Annotated in this window: 19 protein-coding genes; 3 read left to right on the top strand and 16 right to left on the bottom strand. The window is 38.1% G+C overall.

Annotated elements, in window-relative coordinates; all coding sequences use genetic code 11:
* The first annotated feature begins 85 nt into the window (after positions 1-85).
* Positions 86-1,813 (top strand): acetolactate synthase 3 large subunit, encoded by a 1,728-nt coding sequence (locus MTP24_RS16050; protein WP_243534164.1) that lies wholly within the window; start codon positions 86-88, stop codon positions 1,811-1,813.
* Positions 1,813-2,310: an acetolactate synthase small subunit gene (gene ilvN / locus MTP24_RS16045; protein WP_006793425.1), complete on the top strand. Its 498-nt coding sequence runs from the start codon at positions 1,813-1,815 to the stop codon at positions 2,308-2,310. The genes MTP24_RS16050 and ilvN overlap by 1 nt, the downstream gene beginning before the upstream one ends.
* Positions 2,311-2,401: 91 nt before the next feature.
* On the opposite strand, the gene MTP24_RS16040 is transcribed toward ilvN, so the two are convergent.
* From MTP24_RS16040 to MTP24_RS15965, 16 genes are all read right to left on the bottom strand, one after another.
* Positions 2,402-2,677: an HU family DNA-binding protein gene (locus tag MTP24_RS16040; protein WP_006793424.1), complete on the bottom strand. Its 276-nt coding sequence runs from the start codon at positions 2,675-2,677 to the stop codon at positions 2,402-2,404.
* Between the two features lie 207 nt (positions 2,678-2,884).
* Entirely contained in the window at positions 2,885-3,424 is a 540-nt protein-coding gene (locus MTP24_RS16035; RefSeq protein ID WP_243534161.1) for a DUF3833 domain-containing protein, read from the bottom strand.
* 1 nt (position 3,425) lies between these two features.
* The gene (locus MTP24_RS16030) at positions 3,426-3,821 is read right to left on the bottom strand and encodes a chalcone isomerase family protein (RefSeq protein ID WP_008129192.1); all 396 of its coding nucleotides are present in this window, start codon (positions 3,819-3,821) and stop codon (positions 3,426-3,428) included.
* A 138-nt stretch (positions 3,822-3,959) separates the two neighbouring features.
* Positions 3,960-4,463, bottom strand: coding sequence for a DUF2878 domain-containing protein (locus MTP24_RS16025; protein ID WP_243534159.1), 504 nt, complete (start codon positions 4,461-4,463; stop codon positions 3,960-3,962).
* Entirely contained in the window at positions 4,441-5,703 is a 1,263-nt protein-coding gene (locus tag MTP24_RS16020) for a cyclopropane-fatty-acyl-phospholipid synthase family protein (protein WP_039037395.1), read from the bottom strand. Before MTP24_RS16020 ends, MTP24_RS16025 begins: the two co-directional genes overlap by 23 nt.
* A 49-nt stretch (positions 5,704-5,752) precedes the next feature.
* Positions 5,753-6,481, bottom strand: coding sequence for a DUF1365 domain-containing protein (locus tag MTP24_RS16015; protein ID WP_243534157.1), 729 nt, complete (start codon positions 6,479-6,481; stop codon positions 5,753-5,755).
* The gene (locus MTP24_RS16010; RefSeq protein WP_243534155.1) at positions 6,474-7,730 is read right to left on the bottom strand and encodes an FAD-dependent oxidoreductase; all 1,257 of its coding nucleotides are present in this window, start codon (positions 7,728-7,730) and stop codon (positions 6,474-6,476) included. Before MTP24_RS16010 ends, MTP24_RS16015 begins: the two co-directional genes overlap by 8 nt.
* The gene (locus MTP24_RS16005; RefSeq protein WP_008129197.1) at positions 7,727-8,437 is read right to left on the bottom strand and encodes an SDR family NAD(P)-dependent oxidoreductase; all 711 of its coding nucleotides are present in this window, start codon (positions 8,435-8,437) and stop codon (positions 7,727-7,729) included. Before MTP24_RS16005 ends, MTP24_RS16010 begins: the two co-directional genes overlap by 4 nt.
* A 2-nt stretch (positions 8,438-8,439) precedes the next feature.
* Complete coding sequence (locus MTP24_RS16000; RefSeq protein ID WP_006794850.1) at positions 8,440-8,868, bottom strand: nuclear transport factor 2 family protein; 429 nt, start codon at positions 8,866-8,868, stop codon at positions 8,440-8,442.
* 1 nt (position 8,869) lies between these two features.
* On the bottom strand, positions 8,870-10,264 hold the full coding sequence (phrB, locus tag MTP24_RS15995; RefSeq protein WP_243534153.1) for a deoxyribodipyrimidine photo-lyase: 1,395 nt from the start codon (positions 10,262-10,264) through the stop codon (positions 8,870-8,872).
* A complete protein-coding gene (locus MTP24_RS15990; protein WP_243534151.1) occupies positions 10,264-11,217 on the bottom strand; it encodes a DUF523 and DUF1722 domain-containing protein in 954 nt (317 codons plus the stop codon). The genes phrB and MTP24_RS15990 overlap by 1 nt, the downstream gene beginning before the upstream one ends.
* A gap of 8 nt (positions 11,218-11,225) precedes the next feature.
* A complete protein-coding gene (locus MTP24_RS15985) occupies positions 11,226-11,906 on the bottom strand; it encodes a ChrR family anti-sigma-E factor (protein ID WP_243534148.1) in 681 nt (226 codons plus the stop codon).
* The gene (locus MTP24_RS15980) at positions 11,899-12,522 is read right to left on the bottom strand and encodes a sigma-70 family RNA polymerase sigma factor (protein WP_243534146.1); all 624 of its coding nucleotides are present in this window, start codon (positions 12,520-12,522) and stop codon (positions 11,899-11,901) included. The genes MTP24_RS15985 and MTP24_RS15980 overlap by 8 nt, the downstream gene beginning before the upstream one ends.
* A gap of 67 nt (positions 12,523-12,589) precedes the next feature.
* Complete coding sequence (locus MTP24_RS15975; RefSeq protein ID WP_033020167.1) at positions 12,590-13,168, bottom strand: LON peptidase substrate-binding domain-containing protein; 579 nt, start codon at positions 13,166-13,168, stop codon at positions 12,590-12,592.
* A 235-nt stretch (positions 13,169-13,403) separates the two neighbouring features.
* Positions 13,404-13,676, bottom strand: coding sequence for a hypothetical protein (locus tag MTP24_RS15970; RefSeq protein WP_243534144.1), 273 nt, complete (start codon positions 13,674-13,676; stop codon positions 13,404-13,406).
* Positions 13,677-14,016: 340 nt separating this feature from the next.
* Complete coding sequence (locus MTP24_RS15965; RefSeq protein WP_008129213.1) at positions 14,017-14,349, bottom strand: hypothetical protein; 333 nt, start codon at positions 14,347-14,349, stop codon at positions 14,017-14,019.
* A gap of 151 nt (positions 14,350-14,500) precedes the next feature.
* On the opposite strand from MTP24_RS15965, the gene MTP24_RS15960 reads away from it, so the two are divergent.
* A complete protein-coding gene (locus tag MTP24_RS15960; RefSeq protein WP_243534142.1) occupies positions 14,501-15,130 on the top strand; it encodes a hemolysin III family protein in 630 nt (209 codons plus the stop codon).
* Positions 15,131-15,318 lie beyond the last annotated feature (188 nt).

The following is a 15,318-nucleotide window of genomic DNA, read 5'->3' as shown; positions in this document are numbered from 1 at the left end:
GTATTAAAAGGTAATACTGCTTTTTAAAAACCCCCGCACCACGCGGGGGTTTTTTTATGCACAAAAAAAGCGCAGAGGAATGAGGATGAGCAAACAAGAGTATAATGGTTCTGAACTAGTCGTTCAGGCATTAAAAGAATTAAAGGTAAAATATATATTTGGCTACCCAGGTGGCTCAGTATTAGATTTATACGATGCACTTTTTCAACAAAATGATATTGAGCACATCTTAGTTAGGCATGAACAAGCAGCAACACACATGGCTGACGGTTATGCACGTGCTACTGGTGAGGTCGGTGTTGTTCTTGCTACTTCAGGCCCTGGTGCTACAAATTGTATAACCGGTATTGCAACTGCGTACATGGACTCTATTCCGATGGTTGTATTATCTGGGCAGGTACCTACTAGTCTAATTGGTGACGACGCCTTCCAAGAAACAGACATAGTTGGTTGCTCTCGACCAATTGTAAAACACAGCTTTAACTGCAGAAGTGCACAAGAAATACCTGCAATATTGGCAAAAGCTTTTTATATTGCCAGCACTGGTCGTCCTGGGCCTGTTGTTGTTGAGCTACCAAAAGATATGCTTAACCCTGCTGTCAAATTTGAATACGACTTCCCTGCAACGACTGAACTCCGAACTTACAGCCCAAATACCAAAGGCCATTCAAAACAAATTAGAAAAGCAGTGGCCGCTATATTGGAAGCTAAAAAGCTAGTTATATATTCTGGGGGTGGTATTATCATCTCAAACACCTCAGAGCAATTAACACGCTTAGTAGAATCATTGAATGCACCTATTACCAACACTTTAATGGGTCTGGGTGGTATTTCAGGGGGTCACCCTAACTTTATCGGTATGCTCGGGATGCACGGCACGCTAGAGGCCAACAAAGCTATGGCAAATGCCGACGTTATATTAGCATTAGGCGCTCGCTTTGATGATCGGGTTACAAATAACGTTAAAAAGTTTTGCCCTAACGCAACTATTGTCCATGTAGATGTAGACCCCACCTCTATTTCTAAAACCATTAAAGCGCATATACCTGTTGTAGGTTGTTTAGACACTGTACTTAAACAACTACAAGATGGAATAGACAAAAGTACAATTCAAATAGATCGCAGTGCACAAGAAGATTGGTGGCGACAAATTATTAGCTGGCGTGAACAAAAATGTTTGGGTTACAAACAAAGCCCTTCAGAAAAAATCAAGCCTCAAGCTGTCATTGAAGCGCTTTATAAAGCAACAGACGGCGAAGCATACATCAGCTCTGATGTAGGGCAGCATCAAATGTTTGCAGCACAGTATTACCCATTTAAATACCCTCGCCAATGGATCAATTCAGGCGGATTAGGCACTATGGGCTTTGGTTTACCGGCTGCCATGGGCGTTAAGCTCGCATTTCCTGATAAAGAGTCGGTGTGCGTAACTGGCGATGGTTCTATTCAAATGAACATTCAAGAGCTTTCTACGTGCTTGCAGTACAACTTAGCCGTTAAAGTCGTCTCTCTTAACAACCGCTCATTAGGAATGGTACGCCAATGGCAAGATATGGTGTATGGCGGTCGTCATTCATCATCTTACATGGACTCACTACCTGACTTTATAAAATTAGTTGAAAGCTATGGCCACGTTGGTATTCAGGTAAACACACTTGACGAGCTTCAACCCGCGATTGACAAAGCAATGAGCATAACGGATCGTCTAGTATTTTTAGACATACTTGTCGACGAAAAAGAACATGTGTACCCAATGCAAATTAAACTAGGTGGCATTGACGAAATGTGGTTACGTAAAGGAGTTAAAGCATAATGCGTCGTATTTTATCAATATTATTAGAAAACGAACCCGGTGCACTATCTCGTATTGTTGGACTATTTTCACAACGAGCATACAACATTGACAGCCTAACGGTAGGTACTACTGACGATCAGTCTTTATCGCGTATTACCATAACAACAATGGGTGATGACCGAATTGTTGAACAAATTACCAAGCAAGTGAACAAGCTAGTTGATGTATTAAAAATTATTGATTTAACAGAAATGAGCCACATTGAACGAGAACTACTCCTTGTAAAAGTATTTGCACAAGACGAAACAACGCGTGCTGCAGTTACCCGGGTAGTAGATGTGTTTAAAGGTGATATTTTAGATATGGGCCGTCAGAGTTACAGCTTACAACTTGTGAGCAGCACAGACAAAATAGAATCATTTTTAGATACGCTACGCCATGAAACAGATATCATAGAAGTTGTACGTTCAGGTGCAGTTGGAATTGGTAGAGGCGATAAAGCCTTAAAAGCATAACTTTTCAAATACTGAGCCGTTACATTACGGCTTTTTCAACACAAAAAAAAAAGGGCTTATTAGCCCTTTTTCAATTAATTTGTAAAACCAATTATAGGTTTACTTGGTCTTTAAGACCTTTACCTGCTTTAAAGCTTGGGATAGTTGCCGCTGCGATTTGGATCTCAGCACCCGTTTGAGGGTTACGGCCTGTGCGTGCAGCACGTTCTTTAACTGAGAATGTACCAAAACCAACTAATGCTACTGAATCACCTTCTTTAAGTGCAGAAGTTACAGCGCCAGTAAATGCGTCAAGAGCACGTGTAGCTGCGGCTTTAGAAATTTCCGCGTCAGTAGCAATTTTTTCAACTAATTGAGCTTTATTCATTGTTAGATTCCTATTCGTTATTATTTTGCCTTCGCAAAACCTATCTTTATGTATTTTTTAAAAGTTAGCAACAGCAAATTGCAATTTTTAGTTAAAATCTTATAAAACACATAAAATTATATTAATTTCCGCTAAAATACAGCATCTTGTGTTAACAAAGACTTAATTTTTGTACAATTTTGGTGCATGTTAATCAGCATATAAAAACTATATTTTTTCGATAACTAAGGTCACTTCCCCGACCTCGACACCAAACTTAACAATAGATGTGCGGTTAATCAAGCGCGATTGTGTTACCAAGTACATCCAATCATCAAAATTAACTTCTAAAGTGCTTCCGTCATAAGGGAGTTCTACGTTGTAGTTCCAATGAAATACACTGCCATCACTTTTACCTTGTGCAACGCCAAGAACGTCTGCAGCAGTCCCTGTAAGGGTGTTATCGTCATTAAGGGTTATTTTCCAGATGCGTTTTTGTGTTTCACCATCATCATACACAAAGTCTTCTTCTATGACGCCCTGGTTGCCCTCCCACGTCGCGTTCATATCAACGACTAACTTACGGGTTAACTCACCTTTAAAGTCTTGCACTACGCCGTAAGCTTTTAATTTGCCGCTAAAGAAGGTTTTAAAGTCAAAATTGGGAGTTGTTTTACTGTAGTGTTCTACATTAGGCGCTGAGCAACTAACCAAAAAAAGTGCAAATACACACACAAAAATCGTTTTTAACGCGTTATTAATCATCATTTTAATTTCCTAATAGTTTTTTTCTTAAAGCTGGCTCTGACGTATTTTTACCTAACCAAATAGCTAAAAAATCACTTGAAAACGCAACATCATCAATGACGCCAACCTCGCTATCGTTATGCAAAAAAGTACTTTTGCCTTCCTTATCAGTTATCAGCGTTAACGAATCACCTTTACCTATGTTTGGCCAAATAGACAAAAGCACCTCATCGTACTTGCCGACTAGATTTTTTTTACCTATGTGCTCCCACTGCTCATTGGTTGCTTTAACTATATCTTTGGCGTCAAAATCACGTAAATAGGTCAGCTTAAATTTGACGGGGTGTTCACCCAAAGCATAATCGCCAGAAGGGGTATACAAGGTGGCGTCGTAAACATCCCAAAACAAGTATTCCATTCTACCCTCGCCCACTTTGCTAAATTCAACATTAGCAAAGGCAGAAGTAGACAATAAAAGACATAAAACAGTTGTCGTTATGATTGATTTCACAATTAAAGTCCTTCTTTAAATAAAAAATAGGAGGGTAAACTAATTTTAACTTGCTAAAATAATCGACTTAATTTTTTGGTTTATAAATACAATAAACGTAAAGGCTGCCGACCAAATAACACCGTAGGCTACCCAAAACTGCCATAGCGGTAAGCCTAAATTAATTACGTTAAAACGCGCACCCGCCCAGTAGCTAGCCGGCGCAAAAATAAGGCAAACAACAAATACCTGCCAAAGTCTTAATCGACTTAAGAAATGCATCGATGTGTTTAATGAAAGAAGCAACGCAGCCCATAGAAGTACCAGCCAAATTGGAAAAGGATCAACTTTAAATGAAAGTAGACCAAGCTCCACCGCTATGTATTCAAGTAGCAAAGCAATAGGAAGTGCTTTTAATAGCAATAATGCATCTTGTTTTTTTTGCTTTGACAAATAAAACATTAAGACAATGATGCCAGCGCTAAATAAAAGTGATTGTCCTTCAAGCAGTAATGATAAAAACCACACTGCTTGAAACAAGACAAAATTAATAAGCGAGTGCAATTTCATCTACATTGCTACTAAAGCGAGGTTTACGCGCCATTAAATGTACAGTACTGGTTGCACGCGTTCTAAATGCGCCTTCACAGTAAGCAAAATAAAATAACCATAACCTATAAAAGCGGTCATCAAATTTTGTGCGGTCTAGATCTGGCCAACTTTTGATAAAGCGTTCACGCCAGTCAGCTAAGGTTCGTGCGTAATGCGTTCCAATATCACTAACAGTATGGATAACCATATCGGTGTTATTTTTGATTTGCTCACTCATTTCGTTTAATGAGGGTAAACACCCCCCAGGGAAAATATACTGTTGAATAAAATCTGAATTTTTAAGGTAGTGCTTGTATCGCTGATCGCTAATGGTGATTGCTTGTATCAACATTGCACCATCGTCTTTGAGTAGCGAACCACACTGGGTGAAAAAGCTAGGTAAATATTCGTGGCCAACCGCTTCAATCATTTCAATCGAAACGAGTTTGTCGTATTTGCCCGTGAGTAGTCTGTAATCAAGCTTAAGAAGCGTAATTTTATTCTCTAAGCCTAACTCTTTAATTTTTTCTGCAACAAAGTCATGTTGCTCATCAGATATTGTAGTAGTCGTCACGTGGCAGTCGTAATGTGTTGCTGCGTAAATGGCAAATGCGCCCCATCCAGTGCCAATTTCTATAACGGAATCGCCAGGTTGCAATTCTACTTGTTCACATATGCGCTTTAATTTGTACTGCTGCGCGTCTTCTAGACTGGCATCTTTTGATGGATAAACAGCACACGAGTAAAGCATTTCTTTACTCAAAAACGATTCGTATAAATCGTTACCTAGATCATAGTGAGCAACTATATTTTTTTTAGAGCCTGACTCAGAATTTTTATTTTTTAAATGAGTTAGTCTGTGGGCAATGTTGCTGAAAAACGCGAATTTTTTCTCAAACTCGTCTAACTGTTTTTCATTTATAGCAAATAACTCAATTAGTCGGGTTAGATTGTCACAACTCCATTGACCTAAAATGTAAGACTCGCCTGCGCCAACACTTCCAGATAATGCAAACGCCTTGTACATCGCTTTGTCGTGAATTGTTACCGTAACTTTTAAGTCGGATGATGCATCTCCAAAAACAAGCTGCAGATCTTCATCAATAACGGTGATTTGGCCTGTTTCTATTGAAGAAAAAGCTTTAAATACTAATTTTTTATAAAGCCCTGTAAACCAGCCTGTGTTTTGTTCGCAATTTAAGCTAGACACTTTTTCCATTAGAACACCTATATTATTTTTATTACTGCTTGTATGTAATTTGTGACGTTTAAGAATGACCTAAAAAAGGCACTCTTTTTATAAACAGCTTCAACGCTTGGTAATAAATACCTTTAAATATTGTCCACGTCATTGCTGGGAATCGTTTTAACAACTGACTCATTTCTTTTTCAGTCAGTTCTTTACGGGTTAATCGAAGAGTAGCATCAAATAGCAATTCTCCATCCCGTTTATTTTCAATATGAATCAATGTTTTATCTTGCGTTAACCTAATTGTCCAATGATAGTTCATATCGAGGTTCATAAAAGGTGATACGGAAAAGACTTTTTTAAAGTTCACTTTTTTTTCTAGTGGTATCAAGTAGTAGTGTCGCTCATTCCATGGCGTATTACTAACTTCAGCAACCATGTACTTAAATTCAGTGTCGCTATGACCATAAAAGAAGAAGTTTACTGGGCTAAAGTAAATACCAAAGCAACGGAGCTGTCCTAGCATGTATACATGGTTAAAAGTCTCAGTTACACCAAGCGATAATAACTGATGATTTGCACGTTCAATGATTGACGCATCATTATTGTGGGGCTTATTAACAAAGTAGTCTGATTCGTTAAACTTTAATGCTTTTGAACCAGACGTACCTAACCATTTATGCTTATTGTTCAATTGCTCTGGGTTGTTGAGATCAACCCACATCATATAAAGTGGATTACTAAAATGATGAGTCTTAACAGCAAAACGGCGATGCTTAACATCGCCTAAATAAACAGCACTAGTCAAATTCAACCCCTAACTGCCTTGCCACGTCTACACCACTGCGTACACCATCCTCATGAAAGCCGTTGTACCAATAGGCACCACAAAAATAACTATTATTTTGACCATCGATCGTTTGTTTAAGCCCTTGCGCAGCAATAGACTCTTTGTTGAAAACAGGGTGATGGTAAGTGAATTCACGCAATATTTTGCTTTTATCTATCCCTTCAAGGTGGTTTAACGTAACGCAAAACTGCGTGTCTGATTGAATACCTTGCAATATATTCATCTGGTAGGTAACAACAGCTGCTTTGTCGGTATTGTTATTTAATAAATAATTCCAACTAGCCCAAGCGGCTTTTCTGTCAGGTAGTAAATTTGTATCTGTATGAAGTACTACTGAATTTTCAGTATAAGGAATTGCGCCAAGTACTGATTTTTCTTGGTTTGTTGCATCACCAAGTAGTTTGAGTGCTTGGTCTGAGTGGCACGCAAAAATAACTTTGTCAAAAACGTGCTGCTCACCACTGGCAAGCTCAATGGTTACATCGTCATTTGCACGTGTTACCGATTTAATATCAGTGTTAAGCTTTATTCTGTCAGCAAACCCTTTAATTAATGGGTTTATGTATTCACGTGAACCACCAGGTACAACATACCATTGCGGCCTATTTGTGATATCTAAAAGGCCATGATTAAAGAAAAACTTTACAAAAAACTCTACGCCTACGTTTTCCATTTCTTTAATACTAGTAGACCAAATAGCTGCGCCCATAGGTAAAATATAATGATATTTAAAAAAGTCGTTAAACTGATTTTCATTAAGTAGCTGACCGAGTGTTTGCGATTGCTGATATTCGCCTTTTTCGTGTATGGCTTTACATAGTTTGTTAAATTTAACTATGTCAGATAACAAGCGCCAAAATTTAGGCCTAAAAATATTTCTTCTTTGTGCAAATAAACTGGTGAAGGTATGGCCATTGTACTCAAAGCCTGTTGCCTCATTATGAACACTGAAGCTCATTTGGGTTTCTTGCTTTTTTATACCAATACGCGCAAGTAACTTTTCAAAATAAGGGTAGGTTCGGTTATTAAAAACAATAAATCCGGTATCCACGGCGTAATTAACGCCCTTAATATCTACGTCAACAGTCGCAGTGTGCCCGCCAATGTAATCGTTTTTTTCAAATAAAGTGACATCGTAGTGTTTGTGAAGCAAATGCCCACATGTTAAACCTGATACACCAGTTCCTATTATTGCTATTTTTTTCAACGGGTTAATCCTTTTGCTATTTTAAGCCAAAGCGGCAAAGGCAATATCCGCAATGCTTTTAATATAAGCGTAAAGCGATACGGAAAGTGTACCTCCTTACGTCGTTTGTTTATTCCTTTGATCATATAATCTGCCGCTTCTTCAGCGGTCACTGCCATAGGCATGGGAAAATCATTTTTTTCGGTCAGAGGAGTTTTTACAAAACCTGGGTGAACTAACGTGACATCCACATCCATCAAATCAACGGCTAGGCTTTTAGCTAAATAACTTACGCCCGCTTTAGACGCCCCATAAGCCTCGGAGCGTGGTAACGGTAAGTATGTAACGCTTGAGCTAACAATAACTAATTGACCGCCACTTTTAACTTTAGGGAGTAATGCTTCTAAGCAGTAGCCAACCGACAGTAAATTTGCATTAATTACGCGCTCAAACAAAGCACTGTCAAAGTTTTTTGCGTCGTCTATGTATTCACAATTGCCCGCATTAAGAATTACTCGGTCAAAGTGTGGGTATCCAATGGTTGCTTCTTTAATATCTTTTAGGCTTGTTGCATCAAACTTACAACTCTCTATGTTGTTATGTTTTGAAAGCTCAGCTAGTTTTTCTGTATTACGTCCACATGCAATAACGGTGTCGCCCATTTGTGCATATTTAATAGCTAGTTGTTCGCCAATGCCTGACGTTGCGCCTGTAATTAAGGTAACCATAATTAGCCCGCCCTCTTATCAATGTAACTAACCACACTACCTAGAATTGGAATATGCTTGTAAAGTAGTTCGCCTACGTTGAAATAATCACGATGCTTAACAATTTTATCATTATCAAAAATTAGCTTACTGTGCCCCTGCACAGATATGGTTTTGCCAGAGGCCAGTTTGGGATGTGAATAATGCATTGTCCAATAAACAAATGCATTGTTGTTGATACCAAACGAATCCGTTATATCAAATTGACAATGCTTAACATTGCTATATAAATTTGCAAAATAGTCACGCAAACTTTCTATGCCGTTAATTTCGTGCATCGGATCAATAAATTGGATATTGTCGGCATAAATGTCACTTAATAAGTCCAAATTAGAGCTATTAAGTTGCTGGTAAATATCAACAAATTTATCTACTGGTAACTGGTTATCCATATCATACCTTAAATGCAGCGAGCGCACGTTCACGTGCAGCTTTGTGGTCAACAATTGCTGGCCAGTAACATTCACTTCCCTTGCCTGTTGCAGCTAAGTAAGTATGCGGAAAATGAATGTGTTTATCTGGCACATTTTCAAGCTCAGGCAAATACTTACGTATAAACTTACCTGTTGGATCAAAGCGCTCACTTTGAGTAATAGGGTTGAAAATCCTAAAATACGGTTGTGCATCACACCCTGTGCTTGCAGCCCACTGCCAGCCACCATTGTTAGAAGCTAAATCGCCATCAATAAGGTGCTGCATAAAAAAGCGCTCACCTTCACGCCAGTCAATTAATAGGTGTTTAGTTAAAAAACTGGCCACTACCATTCTTAAACGGTTATGCATCCATCCAGTTTGCTTAAGCTGTAACATAGCTGCGTCTACGAGTGGGTAACCAGTTCGACCTTCGCACCACGCGTTAAATTCTTTTTCACTTTTTCGCCATTCAACAGGATTGTATTTCTCGTTAAAGTTTTCACCACGAGAGAGCTTCGGGTACTCTGCAATAAGATGCCTGTAAAACTCTCGCCAAATAAGCTCGTTAACCCACGTGAATGTTTTACTTTTTGATGTAGTCAGAATGTCGGGGTAACGTTGCTGTATATTAATTAGCAACTGCTTTGGGCTAATAATGCCCAGCGCTAAATACGGGCTCAAACCCGATGTACCTTTAATACTGGGAATGTCACGCTGATCGTCGTAGCTTGTTAACTTATCGCAAATAAAATTATCAACAACACTCAAAAGCGTTTCATCATCAACGGGCCATTTATCCGAACTACCATCGCTTTCAAGGTGCTGGCTTTTTTCAATTTTTCTAGGGTTTTGTTCTATTGGCCATTGCGCCAAGCTAAAGTGAGTATCTTGATACTGTTTTAACCATGCGCGTTTAAATGGTGTGAATACTTTATACATTTCATTACTTTGGTTTTTAATGCTACCAACAGGCGCAATTAAATCTCCTTCGTATAATGTAAAAGTAATGGAACGTTTGTCACATTGCGCTAAAACAGCTTTGTCTCGATTTACTTCGTTAAGCTCATATTCTGTATTAGCAATAATATGCTGAATATCATGAGTTTCACAAAACGAAAGTAGCTCAGATTCACAATCACTAAAGCTGGGAGCGTTTATTACATTAAGCGTGATGCCGAAGTTGGCAAGTTGCTCTTGCAAATAAGTTACACGTCGCTTTAGTAAATCAATTTGTATTGGCGCTGCTTGGTGCTGTTGCCACTGCTTTTCGCAAACAAAAAAAATGGCGTGTTTAGCGCCATTATTTAGCGCTTCTATTAACGCTTCATTCGAAAAAAGGCGCAAATCGCGCCTAAACCAAAATAATGTATTCATTAAATACCAAATCGTAGTTTTAAATCATGAGGATAGGGATTAAAAAACACCTGTTTTTCTAGGTACTCTTTAGGGTGAACTTTTAGATGGTGCTTAAGTAAAGTAAGAGGCACATAAAGCGGCACTAAACCAGAGCGATACTCGTCTATTGCTTCACGCAGTTCTTGCTTTTCAACCTTAGCGAGGTCTTTTTTAAAGTAACCTTGTAAATGCATTAAGGTGTTACAGTTATTACGACGAGATGCAGGTTTTTTAAGCCCTGTCATTAAACCTAAAATGTATTCATCGGCCAATGCGTTTATATCATCACCAGCGTAGGTTCCAAGTAACTTGCCAAGCTCTCGATAAGCTTGGTAATTGTGTGCCATTAATAAATACTTATGCTTTGCATGAAATTGCGTTAAGTGATGAACACTTAATGGTTCTTTTACAAGCTGCTGCCAACTGCTTAGAACGTACACGCGCATTACAAAATTTTCACGCAGGTGTATGTCGTTTAACCTACCATTTTCCTCGCAAGGCAAAAGTGGATTGTGCTTCATAATTTGTTCTGCAAAAAAACCAACGCCCTCTGAGGTGTTACCCGTCCCAGCCTCGTTGTATATTTTTATACGCTCCATGCCACAACTTGGACTTTTTGCACAAAATACAAAACCACTCAACTCTTTAGCTTGCTCAGTAGCAACCTTTTTACCGTATTCAGTTAACTGCGGCCCAACATCACCAGAGCCATCAGGACGGCAAACTTTAATTGTGTCGCCAACTCGAACTTGGCGAATTGTAGGTCGAGGAATTGGTAAGCCAACCGCAACCTCAGGACAAAAGCGTGTGTATTCAACATGCTTTGCAAGTTCGTCCATACAAAAGTTTGACCTTTTGTGACCTGTATCAAATCTAACTTTCTCGCCTGCTAAGCAGGCGCTTATACCTATTTTTATTGTAGTTTTTTGCATGTAATCTCTTAGTAGATTAAATTACCAATTGGATTTAGTAATTTACTTAGCCCTTTATTAAAATGTAGCGCACTGCTCACAACTGTAAAGCATAAACACCCATCTTTTGTTATTGGCGTGTGTTGATGACGACCATCTTGCCAAATAAAGTCACCTGGCACGTAGTGTCCGTCCTCATCACAAAACTCACCGTCAAGTAATAGGGTTATTTCAAAACCTGTGTGCGTATGTTCAGGAATTTCACCGCCCGCATCTATGTGCAGTAAACTTGAACGTAATGCACCATCATCTAGTGCTACACGTGAACGAGCTAATTTGCCAACTTGAGTAAACTTGCTGTGCGAAATACGAGTCAGAGCACGAGGGAGCTGGTAATTGTGATCATTTACACTTACTTTAACTGGCTCTACTTCATACACTTCGTCTACAGAATCGTCTGCAGTAATTAAGTCAAGCACATTCATATCAAACTCTTCAAGCAACTGAGATTGATTATTAACTGGTTGCTCAAAAGCTTCGGCGTCTTCACTAAACAAAGCATCTGCGTTGCTTGCTTCTATTTTTGCTACTTTTTCTTGGCAAACAGGACACATATCCACATGTATCGAAACTGCAAGGCTCAAAGAGGCACTTAACGACGCTGAACAATACTCTGTAAGTAGTGTTTCACTCGGGTGATGTTTAATCATGCTGATCTCCCATTTCATTACGTAATTTCTGCAAGGCTAAACGTAATCGTGATTTTACCGTGCCTACTGGAATATTAAGTTGTTGAGCTAATTGCTCTTGCGACATATCTTGAAAATAAACACCACGAACAACCTCACGTTGAGCGATGGGCAATTTATCAAGGTAGCGTTTAATTTGTTTGTCTTCTAAATGGTCAGTGTATTCGTTATTTGTGTCTTCAGACTCATTAATTAAAGGCCAAATATCTTCGCTAATGTTTTCTTCTTTATTGCTCTTCATTTTACGAAGCATATCAAATGACGCATTACGCATTACTGTATAAACCCACGTAGTAGCAGCACCCTTATCGCTGTTATATAAGTGTGCTTTACGCCATACAGACGTTAATGTTTCTTGTACAAGCTCCATGGCTTGTGCTTCTACACCAAATTGCTTTATTCCAAAGCGTTTAATTTTTGGTGAAAAATATTCAAATAAATAGGCAAATGCTTTTTTATCACGGTCTTGTGCGACCGATAGTAATGCTTGCATAAGTTCAGAACTAGGCGTTTCTGGCATGGCAGTATACTTACCTGTATTAGGTTCACAACGAGTTGACTGTTGTTGACTTACCATAGTAATTAATCCCATTATTGTTTTGATAAAGGTAATACGTGCAATAAATGGTACGAGATCACATTATTTAGGCAAATTCGTTATTAATTACAGTATGGAGGAAATTAAGTAAGTTATCAAAGTTAGTTTCGAACGCAAGTTGTTGTTTTTTCTCGATCGAAATAGGTAACAACTCAAGCCAACGGGCGGCTATCCAAGCTAAATTATTAAAGTTAGTTGTTTTGTAAAGTAGGTTAAGTTCAGGGTTACCATAAAAAACGTTACGCAATGCGTCATGCAATAAAAAATGCTCACCAACTTGTTTGTTTTTATCGCTATACCAGTAAGGCGTTTTACAATCAGATATTAAACCATGGCGAAGTTCTTCTTCGTCTTGGTAAACATCATTTATTTGAACACTTTTAGACGCAAAAACATCAATAAGCAGCACGTCATTATCGTCTTGGTCAAAGTCGATTATATCAACCAAGCATCCTTGGGCGCTAATGTTAAAAGGTGTGTCGTGCTCAAACGTACATAGCACAAACCCCGTGTTATTTTTTAATGCGGTTTTAACCATGTTTAAATAACGAGGTTCAAAAATACGCAAACGCGTATAACCTTCAGGTAAAATAAAAATGGGTAATGGGAAAATCGCACGTTTCATAAAGTCTACTTCTATCAATAACACTGCCTTTATTTACGTGCGTTTTTACTAAGTCGATCAGCTTTAAGTAAACCGAATTAATTGCATTGTACTTAATTGGTTAAATATTAAGCCACCCACCCATACTCTTTAGTGCTTGTACAGATACATACGCAGTTATAATACTCACTACGGGTGCCAACATAAGTGCAAATAATCCAAGCTCGGTACTCATCGCCTTATTCCTTTAAGTTGCTTATTTTACGTTATTAACTGCAGGGTCTTTACTTTCTGCCGCTTCATTACTCACTAAATCAGCAGGCTCAATTAACGTTTCCAGTGTTAATTTTGTATCAAAATAAAGTGTTTCTTTTATAGATTTTTCAAGCTCAATGGTGGTTTGCTTAATGTAGCTAGTTACACTGTTTGTTAAAATATCAGTTACATTTAGGTCCACTTCTGTCGCGTTTACTTGCGAAGAACCTAATACTAATAAACTAGCCATAGCGATTTTAATTGAATGTTTCATAATGGTATTCCTTGTTTGTGTATTGTTTAGACGTAGTTATATACTCAAGGGTTGTGCCAAGATGAAAATAAAGTTTAAATCACTGATATTAATAAAGTTTTAATGAGCTGGTTAATTTATTGAAATTCAGGAGAGGTTAATTTAACCACGTAGTTTTATTTTTTAGCCACTTTTTAGTTAAAAAATAAATAGGGGTATGCTTAATTATTTTATGCTAGCTAAAAAATTTAAATACAAAATGGCACGTTGAATTACAAAGTCATTACGAAAAAACACACAACTTTAAATAATGGTTTTGAAATAACAAAAAAGTGAATACAAAAAAAGTGTAGGCCTGGGTTTACTTTTTACCTAAACGATAGGCATCAACCATACTCAGCACCCAAATAATTATCATAAGTGGCAAGTATTTGTATTCTGCAAGTTTTGCACATGCCAGTGACGGCTCTTTTGCAGCACCTAATATAGAGGTGATGGTCATCGGTATTTTTCCTGCCACAATTTCATTGGCTGTACATTGTGCAACGGCAAATATATCTTTCATCGTTAAAATTAATAATACCGAAAACACACCAGCAAATATTGCACCTATTAAATGTTTTTTTAACGAAAAGTGCCCTGCCCCTGGGTAAATAATGGCTGTTAGTAATGCGGCTTTTAAATTTGCTTTCATGGTTATTAACTTGAGTTTTGTTGTAAATAGGCCAACCCATAGTGAATTATTTTTGTTTAAAATCAAGAAAAAGCTTTAACTTATACAGTGATTGAAAGTTTCAGCGTACACTTGTACACTAAACGCAAATTAAATAGTGGTAGGAGCAGTAATGTCACTCGGCGCCCCTTATTCTCGTAAAGAAGAACAGCTCAATGTTATAAGCCACGCACTCGGTATTTTTTTTGCTGTTTTTGTGATGTGGGATTTATTTAACCAAGCAACCAGCACTAAAGCCAATATAAGTACCGTAATATACGGTAGTAGCTTATTTATACTATTTTTATCATCAACACTATACCACGCGAGCGTGCAACCTAAGTTGCGTGCCTTGTACAAAAAGTGTGACCACTGCGCCATTTATTTACTTATTGCAGGCACATACACTCCTTTTTTATTGCTCTCACTATCGGGGGCCTGGTCATGGGGTACACTCAGCTTTATATGGACCGTTGCGATTGCAGGTGTTGCATACAAAATACTTGTTAAAAATGGTAACAAAAAAATATCCCTAGCCACCTACCTACTCATGGGGTGGTTTGCATTAGCAATTATCTATCCGTTGTATTCAAGCATTGATGTAAAAGCTTTGTATTGGCTACTCGCTGGCGGAATTTTTTATAGCGCAGGCACATTATTTTACAGCGCTAAAACAACTCAATTCAGTCACGCAATTTGGCACTTATTCGTAATAGCTGGTTGTATTTGTCATTACATTTCGATCAGCACCTACGTTTATTAATGGCAGCTTAGAGCTTTAGTTAACAGTTACTTTTTAATCTCGTCAAAATATATTGCTTGCATAGTCAGGAAAACGACCCAATCGCTCGTTTTTATCTTGCATTAAAAACCAGAACAACTGTATTTTGTTAGTACTAGCAAATGCTTAAGAAGTTTGTTACAAATGAGTAATTAAGACAAACGAGCGAT

It is taken from the genome of Pseudoalteromonas sp. APM04 (assembly GCF_022809815.1).
GTDB classification, from domain to species: Bacteria; Pseudomonadota; Gammaproteobacteria; order Enterobacterales; family Alteromonadaceae; genus Pseudoalteromonas; species Pseudoalteromonas marina.
This window is presented reverse-complemented; position numbering and strand designations above follow the sequence as displayed.